15 protein-coding genes are annotated in these 21867 nt (G+C 70.8%); 12 read left to right on the top strand and 3 right to left on the bottom strand.

The features are described from left to right. Nucleotides 1-44 precede the first annotated feature (44 nt). Nucleotides 45-1544, top strand: a complete 1500-nt coding sequence (locus tag AB0959_RS44580; RefSeq protein WP_366832606.1) for a M1 family metallopeptidase — start codon at nucleotides 45-47, stop codon at nucleotides 1542-1544. A gap of 336 nt (nucleotides 1545-1880) precedes the next feature. Continuing rightward, nucleotides 1881-3377, top strand: coding sequence for a GTPase HflX (gene hflX, locus AB0959_RS44575; RefSeq protein WP_366832605.1), 1497 nt, complete (start codon nucleotides 1881-1883; stop codon nucleotides 3375-3377). A gap of 277 nt (nucleotides 3378-3654) precedes the next feature. Here the strand turns inward: hflX and AB0959_RS44570 are convergent, their stop codons facing one another. Next, the gene (locus tag AB0959_RS44570) at nucleotides 3655-4881 is read right to left on the bottom strand and encodes a hypothetical protein (RefSeq protein ID WP_366832604.1); all 1227 of its coding nucleotides are present in this window, start codon (nucleotides 4879-4881) and stop codon (nucleotides 3655-3657) included. A gap of 286 nt (nucleotides 4882-5167) precedes the next feature. On the opposite strand from AB0959_RS44570, the gene AB0959_RS44565 reads away from it, so the two are divergent. The 4 genes from AB0959_RS44565 to AB0959_RS44550 all read left to right on the top strand — a co-directional run bounded on the left by AB0959_RS44565 (nucleotide 5168) and on the right by AB0959_RS44550 (nucleotide 11360). After that, nucleotides 5168-6544: a diaminobutyrate--2-oxoglutarate transaminase family protein gene (locus tag AB0959_RS44565; protein ID WP_366832603.1), complete on the top strand. Its 1377-nt coding sequence runs from the start codon at nucleotides 5168-5170 to the stop codon at nucleotides 6542-6544. A gap of 61 nt (nucleotides 6545-6605) precedes the next feature. Next, nucleotides 6606-8474: an IucA/IucC family protein gene (locus AB0959_RS44560; RefSeq protein ID WP_366832602.1), complete on the top strand. Its 1869-nt coding sequence runs from the start codon at nucleotides 6606-6608 to the stop codon at nucleotides 8472-8474. A gap of 81 nt (nucleotides 8475-8555) precedes the next feature. Beyond that, the gene (locus tag AB0959_RS44555; protein ID WP_366832625.1) at nucleotides 8556-9335 is read left to right on the top strand and encodes a GNAT family N-acetyltransferase; all 780 of its coding nucleotides are present in this window, start codon (nucleotides 8556-8558) and stop codon (nucleotides 9333-9335) included. Nucleotides 9336-9347: 12 nt separating this feature from the next. Further along, complete coding sequence (locus AB0959_RS44550) at nucleotides 9348-11360, top strand: ATP-dependent DNA helicase (protein WP_366832601.1); 2013 nt, start codon at nucleotides 9348-9350, stop codon at nucleotides 11358-11360. 187 nt (nucleotides 11361-11547) lie between these two features. On the opposite strand, the gene lexA is transcribed toward AB0959_RS44550, so the two are convergent. Then, nucleotides 11548-12324, bottom strand: coding sequence for a transcriptional repressor LexA (gene lexA / locus AB0959_RS44545; RefSeq protein ID WP_131563388.1), 777 nt, complete (start codon nucleotides 12322-12324; stop codon nucleotides 11548-11550). A 568-nt stretch (nucleotides 12325-12892) separates the two neighbouring features. Between lexA and nrdR the strand changes: the two genes are divergently transcribed. Beyond that, nucleotides 12893-13456 carry a transcriptional regulator NrdR gene (gene nrdR / locus AB0959_RS44540; RefSeq protein WP_366832600.1) on the top strand — a complete coding sequence of 188 codons (564 nt, stop codon included), beginning with the start codon at nucleotides 12893-12895 and terminating at the stop codon, nucleotides 13454-13456. 159 nt (nucleotides 13457-13615) lie between these two features. Next, entirely contained in the window at nucleotides 13616-16510 is a 2895-nt protein-coding gene (locus AB0959_RS44535; protein ID WP_366832599.1) for a vitamin B12-dependent ribonucleotide reductase, read from the top strand. Nucleotides 16511-16624: 114 nt separating this feature from the next. Here the strand turns inward: AB0959_RS44535 and AB0959_RS44530 are convergent, their stop codons facing one another. Further along, nucleotides 16625-17158 carry a TerD family protein gene (locus AB0959_RS44530; protein WP_366832598.1) on the bottom strand — a complete coding sequence of 178 codons (534 nt, stop codon included), beginning with the start codon at nucleotides 17156-17158 and terminating at the stop codon, nucleotides 16625-16627. Between the two features lie 173 nt (nucleotides 17159-17331). Between AB0959_RS44530 and AB0959_RS44525 the strand changes: the two genes are divergently transcribed. From AB0959_RS44525 to AB0959_RS44510, 4 genes are all read left to right on the top strand, one after another. Beyond that, entirely contained in the window at nucleotides 17332-17937 is a 606-nt protein-coding gene (locus tag AB0959_RS44525) for a YdbC family protein (RefSeq protein WP_366832597.1), read from the top strand. A 158-nt stretch (nucleotides 17938-18095) separates the two neighbouring features. Next, nucleotides 18096-18755, top strand: coding sequence for a histidine phosphatase family protein (locus AB0959_RS44520; protein ID WP_366832596.1), 660 nt, complete (start codon nucleotides 18096-18098; stop codon nucleotides 18753-18755). 11 nt (nucleotides 18756-18766) lie between these two features. Next, nucleotides 18767-19678, top strand: coding sequence for an ADP-ribosylglycohydrolase family protein (locus AB0959_RS44515; RefSeq protein ID WP_366832595.1), 912 nt, complete (start codon nucleotides 18767-18769; stop codon nucleotides 19676-19678). Nucleotides 19679-19971: 293 nt separating this feature from the next. Continuing rightward, entirely contained in the window at nucleotides 19972-21555 is a 1584-nt protein-coding gene (locus tag AB0959_RS44510) for a DUF4173 domain-containing protein (protein WP_366832624.1), read from the top strand. The last annotated feature ends 312 nt before the right edge of the window (nucleotides 21556-21867 follow it).

The following is a 21867-nucleotide window of genomic DNA, read 5'->3' as shown; positions in this document are numbered from 1 at the left end:
GCGTCGCCACCGTGGGGTGGTGGGGGCGCTGGTAGCGGTGGTTCATGCTGCTCACCGCCCGCTCCAGAGCCCGTCACGCCAGAGCCCGTCGCGCCAGTGCCCGTCGCGTCAGGGCCGCGCTGCTCACCCCCGCCGTCTCCGTCTGCCTGATCGCCGCGGGCGTCCCGTCGCCGGCCGTGCCCCTCGGCGTGGGCGACCGCCTCTTCCCCCACCTCGGCAACCCCGGGTACGACGTCCAGTCGTACGACCTCGCCTTCACCTACTCCGGCACCAACCGCGAACCGCTCACGGCCGTCACCACGATCGACGCCCGGACGACCGCGCCCCTGGAGCACGTCAACCTCGACTTCGCGCACGGGACGGTGCGGTCCGTGGAGGTCAACGGCGCGCCGGCCGCGTTCACCAGCGCGGGCGAGGACCTCGTCCTCACCCCGCGGGCGGAGCTCCCCGAGAACAGCGCACTGCGGATCACCGTGCGCCACACCAGTGACCCCACCTACGCCGAGGGCAAGGACGGCGGCTGGGTGCGCACCGCGGACGGCCTCGCGATGGCCAACCAGGCCGACGCCGCCCACCTGGTGTTCCCGTGCAACGACCACCCCTCCGACAAGGCCCTGTTCACCATCCGGGTCACCGCACCCCGGGGCCACACGGCCGTGGCCAACGGCCTGCCGGTGGGCGTGCACCGCGACGCCAGGACCACCACCTGGGCGTACCGCACCGCGCACCCCATGGCCACCGAACTCGCCCAGGTCTCCATCGGCCGCTCCACGGTCCTGCGCCGCACCGGACCGCGCGGCCTGCCCCTGCGCGACGTGATCCCCGCGAAGGACCGCAGGACGCTGGGCCGCTGGCTCAGGAAGACCCCCGCCCAGATGCGCTGGATGGAAGGGAAGGTCGGCGCTTACCCCTTCGAGACGTACGGCGTGCTGATCGCCGACGCGCGGACCGGCTTCGAGCTGGAGACACAGACCCTCTCCCTCTTCGAGAGGGAACTCTTCGCCCGGTCCGAGTACCCGAAGTGGTACGTCGAGTCGATCATGGTGCACGAGCTGGCCCACCAGTGGTTCGGCAACAGTGTCAGCCCGCGCACCTGGTCCGACCTGTGGCTCAACGAAGGACACGCCACCTGGTACGAGGCCCTGTACGCGCAGGAGAAGGCCAACAGGTCGATGCAGACCCGTATGAAGGCCGCCTACGGCGCCTCGGACCGCTGGCGGGCCGCCGGGGGTCCACCGGCGGAACCCAAGGCACCCGGGACCGACCAGAAGACCAGCATCTTCCGCCCCGTCGTGTACGACGGCGCCGCGCTCTTCCTCTACGCCCTGCGCCAGGAGATCGGCCGCCCCGCCTTCGACAGCCTGGAACGCTCCTGGGTGAACGTCCACCGCGACGGCGTCGCCGGCACGGACGACTTCCAGGACCTCGCGTCCCGCACCGCCGGGCGCGACCTGAGCGGGTTCTTCCGTGCCTGGCTCTACGGGAAGAAGACGCCGCCGATGCCGGGCCACCCGGACTGGAAGCCGGAGCCCGCACGGAAGTGACCAGGTGAGGAGCCCGGATGTTACGGGGCGGCGAAACGGGAATAACCCGGGTGACGAGACGAGCCGTGTCGTGCGACCATCTTCTCCGTCAGCGGCGCGGCCCGGCCCCTCGGGGCGGGCCCCGGGAATCTCCGGGGGTACTCGGACGTTGTGCACAGTGACGGACAGGCCCGTCGCGGGCGGCGGAGGATGCGCCGCCAGTGGCAGGACCCGCTTCCGTGACGGAACGACCGTCGCCCGTGACGGAACGCCGTCGTTGACGACGGACGACAGCCGTCAGTGGTCAGTGGCGAAAAGCCCCTCGCCGCATCCGTTTCCCATCGACGTAAGGATCCAATGACCTCCTCTTCTTCCCCTTCCCAGGCCGCGCAGCGCGCCCTCGCGCAGAACAACACCGAAGGTCTTCGGGCCGATGCCCTGATGGAAGAGGACGTCGCCTGGAGCTACGAGATCGACGGAGAGAGGGACGGCGACCAGTTCGACCGCTCCGACCGCGCGGCCCTGCGCCGCGTCGGGGGCCTCTCCACCGAGCTCGAGGACGTCACCGAGGTCGAGTACCGCCAGCTCCGCCTGGAGCGCGTCGTCCTCGTCGGCGTATGGACCTCGGGAACGTCGCAGGACGCGGAGAACTCGCTGGCCGAGCTGGCCGCCCTCGCCGAGACGGCGGGCGCGCTGGTGCTCGACGGCGTGATCCAGCGCCGCGACAAGCCGGACGCGGCCACGTACATCGGCTCGGGCAAGGCGTACGAGCTGCGGGACATCGTCCTGGAGACCGGCGCCGACACCGTCATCTGCGACGGTGAGCTCAGCCCGGGTCAGCTCATCCACCTCGAGGACGTCGTCAAGGTCAAGGTCATCGACCGCACGGCCCTGATCCTCGACATCTTCGCCCAGCACGCCAAGTCCCGCGAGGGCAAGGCGCAGGTCGCGCTCGCGCAGATGCAGTACATGCTGCCGAGGCTGCGAGGCTGGGGTCAGTCGCTGTCCCGGCAGATGGGCGGCGGCAAGGGCGGCGGCCTCGCCACCCGTGGTCCCGGTGAGACCAAGATCGAGACGGACCGGCGCCGCATCCGAGAGAAGATGGCGAAGATGCGCCGGGAGATCGCGGAGATGAAGACCGGCCGCGAGATCCAGCGCCAGGTGCGCAAGCGCCACAAGGTGCCCTCGGTCGCCATCGCCGGCTACACCAACGCGGGCAAGTCCTCCCTGCTCAACCGCCTCACGGGCGCGGGCGTCCTGGTCGAGAACGCCCTGTTCGCGACCCTCGACCCGACCGTGCGCCGGGCCGAGACCCCGGGCGGACGGCTGTACACGCTGGCGGACACCGTCGGCTTCGTACGCCACCTGCCGCACCACCTGGTGGAGGCCTTCCGCTCCACCATGGAGGAGGTCGGCGACTCCGACCTGATCCTGCACGTGGTCGACGGATCGCACCCGGCGCCGGAGGAGCAGCTGGCCGCCGTGCGCGAGGTGATCAGGGACGTCGGAGCCACCGATGTGCCCGAGATCGTCGTGATCAACAAGGCGGACGCTGCCGACCCGCTGACGCTCCAGAGGCTGCTGCGGATCGAGAAGCGCGCCATCGCGGTCTCGGCCCGCACCGGCAAGGGCATCGACGAGCTGCTCGCGCTCATCGACCACGAGCTGCCCCGTCCCTCGGTCGAGATCGAGGCGCTCGTGCCGTACACGCTGGGCAAGCTGATCGCCCGCGCCCACACCGAGGGCGAGGTCATCTCCGAGGAGCACACCCCGGAGGGCACCCTGCTCAAGGCGCGGGTCCACGAGGAACTGGCGGCGGAACTCACGCCGTACGCTCCGGCACCGCTCGCCTGACACGGTACGTACAACGGCGAAGGCCCGCCCTCTCACACAGAGGGCGGGCCTTCGCCCTATGCCGGGCGTCCGAGGACGATCGGCGGGCGGCCGGTGCCTTGGGGGCGCGGGGAACTGCACGTTCTTCAAGGGGCGCGGGGAACTGCGCGACCAGCCCCCACCCACCCGCACCAATCCAACCCGCCCCGCCCCCCACCCGGGGGCATGGGGCGGAGCCCCCTGGGATGGGACGGGTAGGGGCGGTGGGGGCGAACCCCGCGTCAGCCGCAGGCGCTGGTCACCGCCCGGCGAACTTCCGGCTCACCTCGTCGTACACGCTCTTCGCCTCCTCGCCCAGCCGCGGACCCGCCAGCCAGCCGGCGCTCACCGGACCGATCGACGTGTTGGAGACGAGCGCCGGCTTGCCGTCCGAGCCGGCCGCCACCCAGCCGCCGCCGGACGAACCGCCGGTCATGGTGCAGCCGATGCGGTACATCGTCGGGTCGGACTTCAGGAGCGAGAGCCGTCCCGGCTTGTCCGTGCACTGGTACATCGTCTCGCCGTCGAACGGCGCCGCCGCCGGGTAACCCGTCGCCGTGATGCTCTTCACCTGCGGGACCGCGGGTGCGTTGAAGTCCACCGGGAGCGCCGAACCGACCGTCTCCTCCAGGGACTTGCCGGTGCCGCCGTCCTCCGGCGTCACATGGATGACCGCGAAGTCGTACGGCGCGCCGTCACCGCCCGTCCTGCCGCCCTGCGCGATCCACTGGTCCGAGGTCCGCGCCCCGTCGCCCCACCAGACACCGTACGGAGCGACCTCCTCCTTGGTGGCGGTCGCCAGCTCGGCCGCCGTCCTCCCGCTGTCGTTGTACGACGGCACGAAGGCGATGTTGCGGTACCAGCCGCCCGACTTGCCGGCGTGCACGCAGTGGCCCGCGGTCCACACGAGGTTCGACTTGCCGGGGTTGGCGGGGTCCTCGACGACCGTCGCCGAGCAGACCATCGTGCCCTGGGGCCCGTCGAAGAACACCTTGCCCGCCTCGGGGGCGTTGTCGTGGTAGCCGGTCGGCACGGCCCGCGCCTTCACCGCCGCCGGCGTCGGGTCGGTGACGCCCTGGTCACCGGAGAGGTCGTTCTCGTCGACCTCCTTCTCCGGCTCACGCGCCTTCCGCATCCGGTCCGGGTCCCACAGGTCCTTGATGATCGGGTTGACGAAGTCCTCGGCCTCACGCAGCCAGTCGTCCCTGTCCCAGTTCTTCCAGGCGCCGTTCTTCCACTTGTCGAGGTCGATCCCGTGCTCTTTGAGCTTGTCCTTGATGTCGTCCGGGATCCGGATCCTGCCGTCGCCGTCCGAGGCGCTCTGGGACGCGGACGCCTTGGCGTTCGCCTCGTCGTCGCCGGGGCCGCAGGCGGTGGCGGTCAGCGCGAGCACCACGGCGAGACCGACGGCGGCCGGCGCGGGGGAGGTTCTGCGGCGTCCGTCCCCGACTCGGCGAGCGGCGAGGAACGGGCGTATGGATCGCATGGTCTGAACTCCCCCTGGGGCGTGTGACAACTCTGTGCCGCCGAAGCGGTCGCGTACGTCCACGTACACGCCTGCCGGCCGTGTTGGTCGCGGTGTCGCTGAACGGCACCACACACTATTCCGTCGCTGTGGGGGACATCCGGGGGAACGGCAACGGTTCCATCACGGCGTGGATCTTCGAGGCCGCACCCGCTTCCCCGCGAGGGTCGCGTCGTTGGTATGTGCGGGGGCCTGCCGTCGTACGGAGCCCTCGGCCAACTCGCCTCTGGGGAGCGGAGGAACCGCCGTGGCTGTGACCGAGTCTGTGGGGCGTGCTGCCGAGGGGGCGCGCGTGACGCACGAGGGGATCCTGCGGCGGCAGTCGGCGCGCGAGTCGGCGGCGCGCACCTATGCGCGCGCCCTGCCGATCGTTCCCGTACGGGCCCGCGGACTGACGATCGAGGGCGCCGACGGGCGCCGCTACCTCGACTGCCTCTCCGGCGCGGGCACCCTCGCCCTCGGCCACAACCACCCCGTCGTGCTGGAGGCGATCCGCAAGGTGCTCGACTCGGGCGCCCCGCTGCACGTCCTGGATCTGGCCACCCCTGTCAAGGACGCCTTCACCACCGAGCTGTTCCGCACCCTGCCGCCCGGGCTCGCCGACCGCGCGCGTGTGCAGTTCTGCGGGCCGGCCGGCACGGACGCGGTCGAGGCGGCCTTCAAACTGGTGCGGACCGCGACCGGCCGTACCGGCATGCTGGCCTTCACCGGCGCCTCCCACGGGATGACCAAGGGGGCGCTCGAAGCATCCGGGGGAGCGACCGACGTACGAGTCGCGCGCCTGCCGTACCCCCAGGACTACCGCTGCCCGTTCGGTGTCGGCGGCGAGCGGGGCGCCGAACTCGCCGCCCGCTGGACCGAGTCCGTCCTCGACGACACCGGATCCGGCGTGGCCCGGCCCGCCGGGATGATCCTCGAACCGGTCCAGGGCGAAGGCGGTGTGATCCCCGCACCGGACGGCTGGATGCGCCGCATGCGCGAGCTCACGGCCGACCGCTCCATCCCCCTGATCGCGGACGAGGTCCAGACGGGCGTGGGCCGCACGGGCCGCTTCTGGGCGGTGGAGCACAGCGGCGTCGTGCCCGACGTGATGGTCCTGTCCAAAGCCATCGGAGGCAGCCTCCCGCTGGCCGTGGTCGTCTACCGCGCCGACCTCGACGCCTGGCGGCCCGGCGACCACGCGGGCACCTTCCGCGGCAACCAACTCGCCATGGCCGCCGGCACGGCCACCCTCGCCTACGTCCGCGAGAACCGCCTCGCCGAGCACGCCGAGACCCTGGGCGCCCGCATGCTGGCCCAACTGGGCTCCCTGACCGAGGAGTTCGACTGTGTCGGAGACGTACGCGGCCGGGGTCTGATGATCGGCGTCGAACTGGTGGACCCGGAGGGATCACCCCAGGGCCCCTTGCCGGCCGCACCCGAACTGGCCTCCGCGGTACAGCGTGAGTGCCTGCGACGAGGGCTGATCGTGGAGCTGGGCGGTCGGCACGCCGGCGTCGTACGCCTCCTCCCGCCCCTGACCCTCACGGACGAACAGGCCGACGCCGTGCTCGACCGCCTCACGGACGCGGTGCGAGCGGTGGCCCGCGGAGGCGGTGAGCGAGGTGGAGGCGGAGCACGGTGAGTCACGACGCATTCGCATGAGCCCATCGCGCAGCCACCCGCGACCACCTCACGAGGCCCCCTTGAACGCGATCCCCCTGCCCGACGGCCACAGCCGCCCCCATGCGCAAGGAACCGAACAGGTCCCCCAGCAGAAGGACGGCCGACAAGAAGCCGACTGGTCGCACGCCGTCACCACCGATCCGCTGAACCACCCCGACCCGCACACCGCGGCCCGGACCGCAGCCGTCGAGAACCTCCTGCGCTGCTGGGCACGGGAACACAACGCAACCGAACCCGCCGACGGCACCTACCGCATCCCCCTTCCCGCCACCGGCACGACCCTCCTCGCCCCTGTCCACTACTGGTCCCCCACGGGCTGGCACCGCTTCGGCCCTCCCCGTCCGGCCGGCGCCCCCGACACCGCACCCCCGGTCGACGCGACGACACTGGCAGCCCTGCTGGCCAGGGAGGCCGCTCCCGACCCCCGGGAAGGCGCCGACCTCGTCGGCCGGGTCACCGACTCGCTCCGCCGCACCGCTGGGTTCCTCAGCGACCGGCGCGACCACCCCACCGACACACCCGATCTCTTCCTCGCCGCCGAACAGGCACTCCTCCTCGGCCACCCCCTGCACCCCACCCCCAAGAGCCGTGAAGGGCTCACCGAAGCGGAGGCACGGCTCTACTCACCGGAGTCGCGCGGGTCCTTCCCGCTGTACTGGATCGCGGTCGCCCCGCCCGCCCTGGCGGCCGACTCGGCCTGGACGGAGCGCGGCCGGCTCATCCCCGCCGAGCAGCTGACCGCACGTCTGGCCGGCTCCGGGCTGCCTCTGCCCGAGGGCTCTGCCGCCCTGCCCGTGCACCCCTGGCAACTGCGCGAGATCCAGCACCGCCCGGACACCGCGGCGCTGCTGGACGCAGGGCTGCTCCAGTACCTCGGCCGGTTCGGTCCTGCCTGGCACCCCACGTCCTCCGTGCGCACCGTCTACCGTTCCGGCGCCCCCGCCATGCTCAAGCTGTCGCTGGGCCTGCGCATCACCAACTCCCGGCGTGAGAACCTCCGCAAGGAACTTCACCGCGGAGTCGAGGTCCACCGCCTCCTCCGCACAGGCCTCGCCAAGCGGTGGCAGGAGGCCCACCCCGGCTTCGACATCGTCCGGGACCCGGCCTGGCTCGCGGTCACCGGACCGGACGGCCGGCCCGTGCCCGGCCTGGACGTGGTGATCCGGCACAACCCGTTCGACCCGGCGGACGACGTCTCCTGCATCGCCGGCCTCGTCTCCCCCCGTCCGTCTCCGACCGGTCCGGGCAACCGGTCCGGGCTCGGCCGCCCCCGGTCCAGGCTCGACGACGTCATCACCCGTCTCGCCGGGCGCACCGGCCGCCCCCTCCAGGCCGTCGCCGCCGAGTGGTTCCTGCGCTACCTGGAGCATGTCGTGCGCCCCGTGCTGTGGCTCGACAGCGAGGCGGGCATCGCCCTGGAGGCCCACCAGCAGAACACCCTGCTCCTGCTGGACTCCGAGGGCTGGCCCAGGGGCGGCCGCTACCGCGACAACCAGGGCTACTACTTCCGCGAGTCCCGCCGCGCCGAGCTCGACGCCCGGCTGCCCGGCATCGGTGAGCTCAGCGACACGTTCGTCTCCGACGAGGTCACCGACGAACGCTTCGCGTACTACCTCGCCATCAACAACGTGTTCGGGCTCATCGGCGCCTTCGGTTCCCAGCACCTCGCCGACGAACGGCTGTTGCTCGCCGCATTCCACCGCTTCCTGGCCCGTGCGGCCACCGGACCCGCCCGGCTGCGCACCTCCCTGCCCGCCCTGCTCCTCGACTCACCGGTCCTGCGCTGCAAGGCCAATTTGCTGACCCGGCTGCACGGCCTCGACGAACTCGTCGGCCCGGTCGACACCCAGTCCGTCTACGTCACCATCGCCAATCCCCTTCGCTCCTGACCCACCCCGTTTCCTGAGAGGAGCGTCGCCGTGCCTCCCACCGACGCGAGCGCCGACGCCGAGACCGCCGACCGGCCTCAGATCGCAGGCAGTGCCACCGCAAGCCCCGACGCCGAGGACACCCTGGACCTGCGCCTGCCCGACGAGTTCGTCGCGTTCCTGGCGGAGGAGGCCCGGAAGCACGGCGGGGGACCGGACGGGGGCGGGGACATCGGCGAGGGGGACAGCCCGGAGAGGCGCCCGACGCCCGTCGACCCCACGGCCATCGACCTGCTCGACCGCCTCGCCGACTGGGGGCCGACCAGCACCCCGGTGGGCGTCCTGCACCTGGTCCCCGTCCGCGTCGAGCAGGATCTCCCGCTGATCAGCCACTGGATGAACGACCCCGCCGTGGCCGCCTTCTGGGGACTCGCCGGACCACAGTCCGTGGCCGAGGAGCACCTGCGCCGCCAGCTGGACGGGGACGGACGCAGCATCCCGTGTCTCGGTCTGCTGGACGGCACCCCGATGAGCTACTGGGAGGTCTACCGCGCCGATCTCGACCCCCTGGCCCGCCACTACCCCGCCCGCCCGCACGACACGGGCGTCCACCTCGTCATCGGCGGTGTCGCCGACCGTGGGCGCGGTCTGGGCTCCGCCCTGCTCAGAGCGCTGGCCGACCTCGTCCTGGACAAGCGGCCCTCGTGCGCGCGGGTCATCGCGGAACCCGACCTTCGCAACACCCCCTCCGTCTCCGCGTTCCTGAGCGCCGGCTTCCGGTTCTCCGCCGAGGTGGACCTGCCCGACAAGCGAGCCGCCCTCATGGTCCGGGACCGCGCCCTGCGCGATCTTCTGTACCCACCTGTCAGTGCGGGGTCGTAGGGTGGTCGCGCTATGACGAAGCCCTCACTCCCCGAACTCCTGCACGCAGCCGTCAGCGCCGTCGGCGGCACGGAGCGCCCCGGCCAGGTGACCATGGCCCAAGCCGTCGAGGAGGCCATCGACGACGGCTCCCATCTGCTGGTGCAGGCCGGCACCGGAACCGGAAAGTCGCTGGGCTACCTGGTGCCCGCGCTCGCACACGGGGAGCGGGTCGTCGTGGCGACGGCCACCCTGGCGCTGCAGCGCCAGCTCGTGGAGCGGGACCTGCCGCGCACGGTCGAGGCGCTGCACCCCCTGCTGCGCCGCCGCCCCGAGTTCGCGATGCTCAAGGGCCGGTCGAACTACCTGTGCCTGCACCGCCTGAACGAGGGCGTGCCCCAGGACGAGGAGGAGGGCCTCTTCGACCAGTTCGAGGCGGCCGCGCCCACCAGCAAGCTGGGCCAGGACCTGCTCCGGCTGCGGGACTGGTCGCAGGAGACCGAGACCGGAGACCGCGACGACCTCACTCCGGGCGTCTCCGACCGCGCCTGGTCCCAGATCTCGGTGTCCTCCCGTGAGTGCCTGGGCGCCTCCAAGTGCGCGTACGGCGCCGAGTGCTTCGCCGAGATGGCACGCGAACGCGCCAAGCTCTCCGAGGTCGTCGTCACCAACCACGCGCTGCTCGCGATCGACGCCATCGAGGGCGCTCCGGTGCTGCCGCAGCACGAGGTGCTGATCGTCGACGAGGCACACGAGCTGGTCTCCCGGGTGACGGGCGTGGCCACCGGCGAGCTCACTCCGGGGCAGGTCAACCGGGCCGTGCGCCGCGCCGCCAAGCTCGTCAACGAGAAGGCCGCCGACCAGCTCCAGACCGCCGCCGAGGGCTTCGAGCGGCTGATGGAGCTGGCCCTGCCCGGCCGCCTGGAGGAGATCCCGGAGGACCTCGGGTACGCCTTGATGGCGCTGCGTGACGCCGCCCGTACGGTGATCTCGGCCATCGGCAGCACACGCGACAAGTCGGTCCAGGACGAGGACGCGGTCCGCAAGCAGGCGCTCGCCTCCGTGGAGAGCGTGCACGACGTGGCGGAGCGGATCAGTAACGGCTCCGAGTGGGACGTCGTCTGGTACGAGCGCCACGACCGCTTCGGTGCCTCCCTGCGTGTCGCCCCGATGTCCGTCTCGGGCCTGCTCAGGGAGAAGCTCTTCGCGGACCGCTCGGTGGTCCTCACGTCGGCGACCCTGAAGCTCGGCGGCGACTTCAACGGCGTGGGAGCCTCGCTGGGCCTGGGACCCGAGGGCGTGGAGGGCGAGGACCTGCCGGAGTGGAAGGGCGTCGACGTCGGTTCGCCGTTCGACTATCCCAAGCAAGGCATCCTGTACGTCGCCAAGCATCTGGCACGGCCGGCGCGCGACGGTGACCGCGCCGACATGCTGGACGAGCTGACCGAGCTCATCCAGGCGGCGGGCGGGAGGACGCTGGGCCTGTTCTCGTCGATGCGTGCGGCCCAGCTGGCGGCGGAGGAACTGCGCGTCCGGATTCCCGAGTTCCCGATCCTGCTCCAGGGCGAGGAGACGCTCGGCGAGCTGATCAAGAACTTCGCGGCGGACCCGAAGACCTGTCTCTTCGGCACGCTGTCCCTTTGGCAGGGCGTCGACGTCCCCGGCGCCAGCTGCCAGCTCGTCGTCATGGACAAGATCCCCTTCCCACGGCCGGACGACCCCCTGATGAGTGCGCGGCAGAAGGCCGTCGAGGACGCGGGTGGCAATGGCTTCATGGCCGTCGCCGCCACCCACGCGGCCCTGCTCATGGCCCAGGGCGCCGGCCGTCTCGTACGCGCATCGGGGGACCGTGGGGTGGTGGCCGTGCTGGACCAGCGGCTGGCCACGGCCCGCTACGGCAGCTATCTGAAGGCGTCACTGCCCGACTTCTGGTACACGACGGACCGTAACCAGGCGCGGAAGTCGCTGACGGCCATCGACAAGGCGGCCCAGCAGACGGAAGAGGTCCAGCAGACCGAAGAGGCCCAGCAGACCGAAGAGGCATGAGTATGAGGGGGCTTGTTACCCCGCTCCGACCGGAGCGGGGTAACAAGCCCCCTCATGGCCACGGAAAACCATGGCCACGGAAAACTGGAGCCGGGGCCACCGAAGCGGAGCCGGACAGCGCAGGGCCCCGGAACCGGCGCAGGGGTCCCGGGGCCCGGATCATGGGCGGTCGACGCCCGCCATGGGGCTACACGCGCCGCAGTACCGCCACCACCTTGCCCAGGATGGTCGCGTCGTCGCCGGGGATCGGCTCGTACGCCGCGTTGTGCGGGAGGAGCCAGACGTGGCCGTCCTCGCGCTTGAAGCGCTTGACCGTGGCCTCGCCGTCCAGCATGGCCGCCACGATGTCGCCGTTCTCGGCGACCGGCTGGCGGCGGACCGTCACCCAGTCCCCGTCGCAGATGGCGGCCTCGATCATCGAGTCGCCGACGACCTTCAGTACGAACAGCTCACCGTCACCGACGAGTTGCCTCGGGAGCGGGAACACGTCCTCCACCGACTCCTCGGCGAGGATCGGACCGCCGGCGGCGATCCGGCCGACGAGCGGGACGTACGACGCGGCCGGCTTGCCCGCCGTGTCCGTGGGCTGTGCCGATGCCTGGTCGGAACCCCGGACCTCGTAGGCGCGCGGGCGGTGCGGATCGCGACGCAGGAAGCCCTTGCGCTCCAGGGCCATCAGCTGGTGCGCCACCGAGGACGTGCTGGAGAGGCCGACCGCCTGGCCGATCTCCCGCATCGACGGCGGGTAGCCACGCCGCTGCACGGAGTCCCTGATGACCTCGATCACCCGGCGCTGCCGGTCCGTGAGACCCGAGCTGTCGGCCCGGATGCCTGGAGGTCGGCCAGGCAGGGACCGCTTGGGTCCCTCATGGTTCGTGGCTTCGTTCATCGCATGCACCGGCTCGAATCGGTCCTGGGAGCGGTCCTGGGCAGTGATGGCGGCACTGTCTGCGGTGGTGGTCACGTCGGCCCCTCTCGATGGTCTCCCGTGCAGCACAACGGTAGTTGCTTTCGAAAGGTTGCGCCAAACACACGTTCGAGTGAAAATTCGCGGATTGCCAGACGCGATCAGATGCCTGGGTGTATGGCCGACGTCGGATGTCCGGGTGGGTGGCCGGCGTCGCTCCCGGCGGGCGCAAGCGCTCATTGCTGTACTGTCCGCCTCCGGGGCGATGGCCTTGTGGGCCACAGCCGCTTCGTGGGTCAGTCTGCCACCAGGCGCCTCGTCGGCCGGGCACCGACCCCCTCCCGTGCGGCGCCCACCGTATCCCCGTCCGTTCCCCGGCGGAACGGGCCTGTGCCACATGCCTGTACGTGCGCGACACGCGCCTCTCCGTGTGCGACACGCGCGGCGTGGGCGGATTTACGTGCCAAGCCCTACATGTAGTGCTTGGATTGCGGTGACGGCCCAGAAGTTGTGGTCCCCCGGGTCTCCGAGCCCGCGATCATCGCCTATGCTGGGGGCTGCTTCGCGGGGGTTCAAGTGGCCCGTGAGGCTATTGAGTCTGCTGTGAAAGGGGGTTGGAAGTTCTATGCATTGCCCTTTCTGCAGGCATCCCGACAGCCGTGTCGTCGACTCCCGTACGACCGATGACGGTACGTCGATCCGCAGGCGCCGTCAGTGTCCGGACTGCTCCCGTCGTTTCACGACGGTGGAGACCTGTTCGCTGATGGTGGTCAAGCGGTCGGGCGTCACCGAGCCCTTCAGTCGCACGAAGATCATCAATGGTGTGCGCAAGGCATGCCAGGGACGGCCCGTCACCGAGGACGCGCTCGCCCAGCTGGGCCAGCGGGTCGAGGAGGCGGTGCGGGCCACGGGGAGCGCCGAGCTGACCACCCACGACGTGGGGCTGGCCATACTCGGCCCGTTGCAGGAGCTCGACCTCGTCGCCTATCTGCGATTCGCCTCGGTGTACCGGGCGTTCGACTCGCTGGAGGACTTCGAGGCGGCCATCGAGGAACTCAGGGAAGAGCAGGGGGAGCGCCCCGCCGGTGACGGCGAGGACTGCAAGGACGCAGTCGAGGAGCGTGGGGAACCCGAGCGCGGGCCCGGGGGGACCGGAAGGGTCCCCGAGCCCGCCCGCGCCGCCGACTGACGGCGGACTGCCCGGACGGACTGACCGGACCGGACGGTCGGCGGCGACCAGGATCTGTCGCGGACGGCCGCGTGAGCGGCGTCGCGACGCACGACAGAACACCGTGTCACGGGAACAAAGTGGCACTTCAGGGCGTTTTCGCCCGTACAGGGAGGCGGCATGACAGAGACGGCGAGCGGTCCGGCACGGAGTTCCCGCGCCAAGGGCACCAAGGCGAGCAAGGGCCTGCGTATCGAGCGCATCCACACCACCCCCGGCGTGCACCCGTACGACGAGGTCGAGTGGGCGCGCCGTGACGTCGTCATGACCAACTGGCGCGACGGCTCGGTCAACTTCGAGCAGCGTGGCGTCGAGTTCCCCGAGTTCTGGTCGGTGAACGCGGTCAACATCGTCACCAGCAAGTACTTCCGCGGTGCCGTCGGCACCCCGCAGCGCGAGGTGAGCCTGAAGCAGCTCATCGACCGCATCGTGAAGACGTACCGGAAGGCCGGTGAGGACTACAAGTACTTCGCCTCGCCCGCCGACGCCGAGATCTTCGAGCACGAGCTGGCGTACGCCCTCCTGCACCAGATCTTCAGCTTCAACAGCCCGGTCTGGTTCAACGTCGGCACGCCCCAGCCGCAGCAGGTCTCCGCCTGCTTCATCCTGGCCGTCGACGACTCCATGGAGTCGATCCTCGACTGGTACAAGGAAGAGGGCATGATCTTCAAGGGCGGCTCCGGCGCCGGCCTGAACCTCTCCCGCATCCGCTCCTCCAAGGAGCTCCTCTCCTCCGGTGGCAACGCCTCCGGTCCGGTCTCCTTCATGCGCGGTGCCGACGCCTCCGCAGGAACGATCAAGTCGGGCGGCGCCACCCGCCGCGCCGCCAAGATGGTCATCCTCGACGTCGACCACCCCGACATCGAGGACTTCATCGAGACCAAGGTGAAGGAGGAGGAGAAGATCCGCGCCCTGCGTGACGCGGGCTTCGACATGGACCTGGGCGGCGACGACATCACCTCCGTCCAGTACCAGAACGCCAACAACTCGGTCCGCGTGAACGACGAGTTCATGAAGGCCGTCGAGTCCGGCGGGAAGTTCGGGCTGCGCGCGCGGATGACCGGCGAGGTCATCGAAGAGGTCGAGGCCAAGACCCTCTTCCGCAAGATGGCCGAGGCCGCCTGGGCCTGCGCCGACCCCGGCATCCAGTACGACGACACCATCAACCACTGGCACACGTGCCCGGAGTCCGGCCGCATCAACGGCTCGAACCCCTGCAGCGAGTACATGCACCTGGACAACACGTCCTGCAACCTCGCCTCGCTGAACCTGATGAAGTTCCTGAAGGACGACGGCCTCGGCAACCAGTCCTTCGAGGTCGAGCGCTTCGCCAAGGTCGTCGAGCTCGTCATCACCGCGATGGACATCTCCATCTGCTTCGCCGACTTCCCGACCCAGAAGATCGGTGAGAACACCCGCGCCTTCCGCCAGCTCGGCATCGGCTACGCCAACCTCGGCGCCCTGCTGATGGCGACCGGCCACGCGTACGACTCCGACGGCGGCCGCGCCCTGGCCGGCGCCATCACCTCCCTGATGACCGGCACGTCGTACAGGCGTTCCGCCGAACTCGCCGCGGTCGTCGGCCCGTACGACGGCTACGCGCGCAACGCGCAGCCGCACCTGCGCGTCATGAAGCAGCACGCCGACGCCAACACCGGGGCCGTCCGCATGGACGACCTGGACACCCCGGTCTGGGCCGCCGCCACGGAGGCCTGGCAGGACGTGCTGCGCCTCGGCGAGAAGAACGGCTTCCGCAACTCGCAGGCGTCCGTCATCGCCCCGACCGGCACCATCGGTCTCGCGATGTCCTGCGACACCACCGGCCTGGAGCCCGACCTCGCGCTGGTCAAGTTCAAGAAGCTGGTCGGCGGCGGGTCGATGCAGATCGTCAACGGCACCGTCCCGCAGGCCCTGCGCCGCCTCGGCTACCTCGAGGAGCAGATCGAGGCGATCGTGGCCCACATCGCCGACCACGGCAACGTGGTCGACGCGCCGGGCCTCAAGCCCGAGCACTACGAGGTCTTCGACTGCGCCATGGGCGAGCGCTCCATCTCCGCGATGGGCCACGTCCGCATGATGGCCGCGATCCAGCCGTGGATCTCCGGCGCCCTGTCCAAGACGGTCAACATGCCGGAGTCGGCGACTGTCGAGGAGGTCGAGGAGATCTACTTCGAGGCTTGGAAGCTGGGCGTCAAGGCACTCGCCATCTACCGTGACAACTGCAAGGTCGGCCAGCCGCTCTCCGCGAAGACCAAGGAGAAGGAGAAGGCCGAGATCACGGAGAAGACCGAGGCGGCCATCCGTGAGACGGTCGAGAAGGTCGTCGAGTACCGCCCGGTCCGCAAGCGCCTCCCGAAGGGTCGTCCCGGCATCACCACGTCCTTCACCGTCGGCGGTGCCGAGGGCTACATGACGGCCAACTCCTACCCGGACGACGGCCTGGGCGAGGTCTTCCTGAAGATGTCCAAGCAGGGTTCGACCCTCGCGGGCATGATGGACGCCTTCTCCATCGCGGTCTCCGTAGGCCTCCAGTACGGCGTGCCGCTGGAGACGTACGTCTCCAAGTTCACCAACATGCGCTTCGAGCCGGCCGGTATGACGGACGACCCGGACGTGCGGATGGCGCAGTCGATCGTCGACTACATCTTCCGCCGTCTGGCGCTCGACTTCCTGCCGTTCGAGACGCGCTCCGCGCTCGGCATCCACTCCGCCGAGGAGCGTCAGCGTCACCTGGAGACGGGCTCCTACGAGCCGAACGAGGAAGAGGTCGACGTCGAGGGTCTGGCCCAGTCGGCGCCCCGCGCGCAGGAGCTGAAGGCCGTATCCACCCCCAGGGCGGGCATCGAGGCGGCCCAGCCCGCCCCGCAGCAGGCCCACACCAGCGCCGAGCTCGTGGAGATGCAGCTGGGCATCCAGGCGGACGCCCCACTCTGCTTCTCCTGTGGCACGAAGATGCAGCGGGCGGGTTCCTGCTACATCTGCGAGGGCTGCGGCTCGACCAGCGGGTGCAGCTGAGCCCGGGCGCCTTCTGAGGCGCGTCGGTTCGTAGGCGCAGGTCAGCTCGTCAGGGCGGTGGAGCCGGAAGTCCGGCTCCACCGCCCTCGGCGTTCGAGGTGTGCCCTGAGAGGGTCAGGACTCGTGCGGCTTGCCCATGACGAGGGCGAAGGTCGCCGGGTCCTCCTCGTAACCGTGGACGCCCGGCCGGAACGACCACTCTCCGGAGCCGTCGCGCACGAACTCCGCGACGGTCGCCGCCGTGGCCCCCAGAACACCGCCGAAGTCGTCCTCGGCCAGGACGGTGTAGCCCTCACGGATGCGCAGCGCGGGGTTGTGGACGTTCACGAAGGTCTTCCGGCCGGTCCGCTGCTGTATGGCCACACCCACCACCACGCGCGCGTAGCGGCTGTCGAGCCGGCCCAGCTCGACGACCATGACCTCGTCCCAGCCGAAGCCCTGACCGGTCTTGCTGTCGCGGTCGAGATTGATGGTCCCGTCGGGGGAGCGGCTGTCGAAGTGCACCACGTAGTCGGGGTCTCCGTGCGGCTCGGTGGCCAGATAGGTCGCCGCGACGAGGTCGAGGTCCGTGGGGGTCTCTCCCGTGGGACTGGGATCCCACTTCACCGCAACCTCGACCTTGCTGATGCCCTTGTTGAGGCCGTTCACCAGATCTCCCTCCCCGTTTCCTGGGCCTGCCGCCCGAATTTCTGGGCCTGCCGCCCGAACTGCCGCACAGTCCAGGTCAGTTGTCCATCCTCCCACGCGCGCGGGGGCGCTCGCTCGGGTGCACTGCGCCGGAGCGTGACCGACGCCACGTTCCCTGGCCTTACGATGGCGCGGTGCTGGTCAAGTGGATTCGCTGCACCGTGGTCGACCGCCGCGGTTTCGAACGGGGGCAGCGAAAGTGGGCGGGGCTTCTGGGGGAGCCGGGTTTCCGTGGGCAGGGTGGCGGCTTCAGCCGTGCCCGGCCCGGCGTGGCCCACGTCTTCTCCTTCTGGGAGAGCCGTGCCTTCTACGACTCCTTCATGGCGCGTTCCCACGACCGGCTCGCCGCCTCGCAGTCCGGCACCTTCAAGGACGCGCAGGTCAGGCTCTTCGACCACCGCTTCGACGTGAAGACCGGCTTCGAGCCCCGCTTCACGGACGCCGATCTGGTGCGGGTGGCGCACTGCCGCGTCCACGAGGAGCGCGCCGAGCACTTCGCGCTGATGCAGGAGAAGGTCTGGAACCCGGCGATGGCCGGCTCTCCCGGCATGGTGCGGGGCCTCTTCGGGGAGGCGCCGGGCCACGAGTTCATGATCCTCTCCATGTGGCAGTCGGCCGCCGAGCACGGAAAGTACCGGACCGAGCGTGTGGAGCGGCTAGCCCTGCGCGCCCAGATCGAAGCCGATGTCGCGGCACTCGCGGGTGACATCGTGGACCTGGAGTCCGCCTGGACCGTTTGAGATCCGGATACGTCTTGAGATCCGGATACGTCAGCAGGCGTCGCAAAAGCACTGAAAGATGCAAAATGCGACGCTTGGTGTGCAGGGCCTGTGTGACCTACACCGTATGGAGCCCGTACGGGTGCTCGATCGGCCGTCACCCGATCTAGGGTTTTGGCATGGCACGACCACGGCGCATCGTCCTTGTCCGGCACGGCGAGTCAACGGGCAACGCCGACGACACCGTGTACGAACGCGAGCCCGACCATGCCCTGGGGCTCACCGAGCTCGGCTGGCGACAGGCGGAGGAGACGGGCAAGCGGCTCCGGGAGGTGTTCGGCGGTGAGCGCGTCAGCGCGTACGTCTCCCCGTACCGCCGCACCCACGAGACGTTCCGGGCCTTCCACCTCGACCCCGATCTGGTGCGCGTCCGCGAGGAGCCACGGCTGCGCGAACAGGACTGGGGCAACTGGCAGGACCGCGACGACGTACGGCTCCAGAAGGCGTACCGCGACGCGTACGGGCACTTCTTCTACCGCTTCGCGCAGGGTGAGTCCGGGGCCGACGTGTACGACCGGGTCGGCGGCTTCCTGGAGAGCCTCTTCCGCAGCTTCGAGGACCCCGACCACCCCCCGAACGTGCTCCTGGTGACCCACGGCCTGGCCATGCGGCTGTTCTGCATGCGCTGGTTCCACTGGTCGGTCGCGGAGTTCGAGTCGCTGTCCAATCCCGGGAACGCGGAGATGCGGATGCTCGTTCTGGGGGAAGACGGCAAGTACACGCTTGACCGCCCCTTCGAACGCTGGCGTGACCCGGAGTCGTACGGAGTCACCGGCTAGAGTGGCAGGCCATGACCGCTGACTCCTCACCCGACGTGCGCCTGGACCGCGCTCTGAGCAGCCTGCGCGGACTCTCGGTGGGGGACGCGCTGGGCTCGCAGTACTTCGTGCCCGTGAACCTTCCGCTGCTCAAGCGCCGCGAGACACCGGCCGGCCCCTGGCAGTGGACCGACGACACGGAGATGGCCTGCTCCGTGGTGGCGATCCTCGCCGCCCACCGCAGGATCGATCAGGACGAGCTGGCCCGCTCGTTCGCCGAGCACCACGACTTCGACCGCGGCTACGGGCCGGCGGTCAACCGGCTGCTGCGGCTGGTCAGGGAGGGCGGCGACTGGCGGGAGCTGGCCTCGGCGCTCTTCAAGGGCCAGGGCTCCTGGGGCAACGGCGCGGCGATGCGGATCGCCCCCTTGGGAGCCTGGTACGCGGACGACCCCGAACAGGCCACCCACCAGGCGGAGGTCTCGGCGTACCCCACCCACCAGCACCGCGAGGCCGTCGTCGGCGCGATGGCCGTCGCCGCCGCGGCCGCCCTCGCATCCGACCCCGCGGGGTCGCCGAGCGCCGAAGCGCTCCTCGACGGCGTGATCGCACTCATACCCAAGAGCGCCGTCGGCGCCGGACTGCGGCGCGCCCGCGACATGCTCGACTACGCGGACGCGAGCACAGTCGCCGCCGTACTCGGCTGCGGTCGGCGTACGTCGGCACACGACACGGTGCCGTTCGCGCTCTGGTCGGCCGCGCGGGCGCTCGGCGACTACGAGCAGGCGTTCTGGGTGACGGCCCAGGCGGGCGGTGACGTGGACACGACCTGCGCCATCGCCGGGGGAGTGGTCGCCTCCGGCAAGGCGGGGGCGCCCCCGGAGGAGTGGCTGAGGCAGACGGAGGCGTTGCCGGACTGGGTTCCGGCGGGCGAGGTGCACTGATCACGGCCCAGTAGCCGTAAGCGCCCCTACTGTCACAGGCGTGCCACAGAAGACTTTCGCCCCGCTGTGGTGTTCGAGGGGCGGCATACCCTTGCGCCACGCCGCCTGTCGATCATGAAGGCGTGCGCCGACGAGACACCGGTCACGAGCCTTCTGCCGCAGCGGCGCGCTGCGTACGGTGAGCGTACGAGGGCCGGTCGGGAGGGGGTCCCGTGTCCGACACATCGTCCGTGTCCGAGCCGAAGGACGAGGCGCCCGGAGGGCGCACCTCGCCTGCCGACGCACCCGAGGACATGTCCAGGTCCCGGGCGGCCTCACCGGGGGCGGCTCCCGTCGCCGGACCCGCGACCCCGGGGGTGTCGCCCGTCGCGGTGTCCCCGCTGGTCGGTCCGGCTTCCTGGCTGGCCGACCTCCAGGTCGACGAACCCGCGCCCGTCCGTAGCGCGACCCTGTGGGCGGCCCTGGCCACGGGCGTCCTCAGCATGCTCCTGCTCGGCGACGGAGTGGCCGTCAACCTGCTGATCGTCGCGCTTCCGGCCGTGCTCGCCGCGTACTTCGCGGCGCGGAGGGCCGGCCGTCGCCCGCGCGCGTGGACCCTCGTATGGGGAGTGGCCGGACTGGCGCTGCTGATCGTGCCCGCGCTGCGCGACGCGGACTGGCCGTCGTTCCTGGCCGTCGTCACCGCGGTCGCGGCGGGTTCCCTCGCCCTGCACGGGGGCCGCAGCTGGCCGGCCGTCCTGCTCGGCCCGATCGGGGTGCTCAGCGCGGTGGTCACCGGCCCGACCTGGGCCTGGCAAGGGGTGCGCAACCTCTCCGGCGGTGTCCGGGAGCGGCTGGGCCCGGTACTGCGCGCGCTCGCCGTCGCCGCGGTGCTGCTGCTGGTGTTCGGGGCGCTGTTCGCGGGGGCGGACGCCGCCTTCGCGGACCTGCTCGGCGACCTGGTGCCGGACACGTCGGTGGGCGAAGGCCCGTTCCGCGTGGTGCTCTTCGCCCTCGGTCTGGTCGGGGCGCTGGCCGCGGCACGCACGGCCGCCGCACCGGCTCACTGGGACCAGGTCGAGGTGCCCCAGGGACGTGCTCGGGGGCGCGTCGAGTGGGCGCTGCCGCTGATCGTGCTCAACGTGCTGTTCGCCGTGTTCAACGCCATCCAGCTGGCCGTCCTGTTCGGCGGGTACGACGCCGTACTCGAGAAGACCGGCCAGACGTACGCCGAGTACGCGCGGCAGGGCTTCTGGCAGCTGCTGCTGGCGACGCTCCTCACCCTGCTCGTCATCGTCCTCGCCCTGCGCTGGGCGCCGCGCACTCGATCGGGTGATCGCACCCTGGTGCGCTCCGTGCTGGGAACTCTGTGCGCGCTGACCCTCGTTGTGGTGGCATCCGCTGTGCGGCGGATGGACATGTACGTGGAGGCGTACGGACTGACGCGGTTGAGGATCTCGGTGCTGGGTGCGGAGCTGTGGCTCGGCCTGGTCATCGTGTTCATCATGGCGGCCGGGGTGTGGGGAGCCCGATGGCTGCCGCGTGCCGTGGCCGTCAGCGCTGCCGCCGGGGTGCTGGCGTTCGGGCTCGTGTCGCCGGACGAGCTGATCGCCGAGCGCAACGTCCAGCGGTACGAGGACACGGGCCGCTTCGACCTCGACTACGCGGGCGGTCTGTCCGCGGACGCCGTGCCGGCCCTGGACAAGCTGGCCGAGCCGCTGCGGTCCTGCGCGCTGCGGTTCGTCGCGGCCGACCTCGACGAGCGGGACGCGCCCTGGTACGCGACGAGTTGGGGCGAGGCCAAGGCGCGACGGATCCTCGACGAGCGGCCGCTGTCGGACAAGGCGAACGTGACGGTGTGCGCGCGGTTCAGGAACGAGGTCATGTATCGCGAGTAGCGGTGTTGATTGGTAAGGGCCGGAGGGCCGGAGGGCGGGACGAGGGGGGAGGGGCAGGGCAGAGGTACGGGCCGGGGCGAGGTCGCGTGGCGGGGCCGGGACGCGCGGGTGGGCTCGGGGTCCCTTCCGGTGTCAGGGTGCCGCGGATGGCCGGGGCTGACGCCCTGGCGGTCGGCCCGGCGGGCGTGGTCGTCTGCCGGGCATCTCGTCCGCCAGACGTGGTCGTCTGCCGGGCATCTCGTCCGCCAGACGTGGTCGTCTGCCGGGCATCTCGTCCGCCAGACGTGGTCGTCTGCCGGGCATCTCGTCCGC

Source organism: Streptomyces sp. NPDC046862 (assembly GCF_040704615.1).
GTDB lineage: Bacteria > Actinomycetota > Actinomycetes > Streptomycetales > Streptomycetaceae > Streptomyces.
This window is presented reverse-complemented; position numbering and strand designations above follow the sequence as displayed.